This is a genomic window from Ovoidimarina sediminis (assembly GCF_032586175.1).
In the GTDB taxonomy this organism is placed as follows: Bacteria; Pseudomonadota; Alphaproteobacteria; order Rhodobacterales; family Rhodobacteraceae; genus Ovoidimarina; species Ovoidimarina sediminis.
Genome location: NZ_JAWHTE010000066.1, coordinates 1 through 1,676, shown reverse-complemented (window position 1 = coordinate 1,676; position 1,676 = coordinate 1). Strand labels below are relative to the sequence as shown.

General features: G+C 63.0%; 1 protein-coding gene. It reads left to right on the top strand.

Annotated features, from left to right (window positions below):
• A partial coding sequence (locus RXV90_RS25740) for a flavin-containing monooxygenase (protein WP_316653280.1) occupies window positions 1–1,676 on the top strand: 1,676 nt, incomplete at both ends.

Below are 1,676 nucleotides of genomic sequence, written 5' to 3'. Positions count from 1 at the left end.
GGGCTCTTTGGCGACACCTGCTACTGGCGGGATCTTGTCTCACTCACGTGGAACATCACGACAGTCGAAGGCCGTGACGGCGTTGCAGATCTCGCCCGAAACACGCTCTCCGCAACACACCCGCGCAACGTCGCGATTCACGGCGACGCCAGCGAGGCCGACGGCATCACCGAAGCCTGGTTCACCTTTGAAACCGACGCCGCCCGCGGCCTCGGCCACGTTCGCCTGAAAGATGGTAAGGCCTTCACGGTGCTCACCACCGCGCAGGAACTCAAAGGGCACGAGGAACCCTCGGGCGCCCGCCGCGCGCCGGGCGTCGTACACGGCGCCGACAAGAACCGCGAAACCTATGCCGAGGCGCGCGAACGCGAGGCCCGTGAACTGGGCTACACCACCCAGCCCTACGTCGTGATCATCGGTGGCGGCCAGGGCGGCATCGCGCTTGGCGCCCGCCTTCGCCGCCTCGGCGTGCCCGCGATCATCGTCGAAAAGAATGACCGGCCCGGCGACAGCTGGCGCAAGCGCTACAAGTCGCTCTGCCTGCACGATCCGATCTGGTACGATCACCTGCCCTACCTGCCCTTCCCCGATCACTGGCCGGTCTTCGCACCGAAAGACAAGATCGGCGATTGGCTCGAGGCCTATACCAAGATCATGGAGCTGAATTATTGGACGCGCACCACCTGCAAGTCCGCCACCTTCGACGAGGCCACCAAGACCTGGAAAGTCGTGATCGACCGTGACGGCGAGGAAGTGGTTCTGGAGCCGAAGCAACTCGTTCTCGCCACCGGCATGTCGGGCGTCCCCAACATCCCGGAGTTCCCAGGGCGCGAGAAGTTCTATGGCGAGGTCCAGCATTCCAGCCAGCACCCCGGCCCCGACGCCTACACTGGCAAAAAGGTCGTCGTCGTCGGCTCGAACAATTCTAGCCACGACATCTGCGCGGCGCTCTGGGAAGCAGGCGCCGACGTCACCATGGTCCAGCGCTCGACAACCCATGTGGTCCGCTCCGATACGTTGATGGAAATGGGCTTGGGACCGCTTTACTCCGAAGAAGCTGTCGCCAACGGCATCACCACCGACAAGGCCGACCTGATCTTCGCTTCCGTGCCCTATGCGATCTTCCCAGACGGGCAGAAGCCGCTCTACGACGCGATCCGCGAGAAGGACAAAACCTTCTACGATCAACTCACGGCCGCGGGCTTCCAGCTTGATTTCGGCCCCGACGACACCGGCCTCTTCATGAAATACCTGCGCCGGGGCTCAGGCTATTACATCGACGTGGGCGCCTCTCAGCTTATCATCGACGGAAAGATCAAACTCGCCCACGGTCAAATGAAGGAGTTTACCGAAAACGGTATCCGGCTCGAGGACGGCACTGAACTTCCCGCCGATCTCGTGGTGCTTGCCACCGGCTACGGCTCCATGAACGGCTGGGCGGCGCAACTCATCAGCCAGGAGGTCGCCGACAAGGTGGGCAAGTGCTGGGGCCTGGGGTCCGGCACGACGAAGGATCCCGGGCCGTGGGAAGGCGAGCTTCGCAACATGTGGAAGCCGACCCGCCAGGAAGCACTCTGGTTCCATGGAGGCAACCTCCACCAGTCCCGCCATTACTCGCAGTTCCTGTCGCTCCAGTTGAAGGCGCGGATGGAAGGGATCGACACCCCCGTCTACAA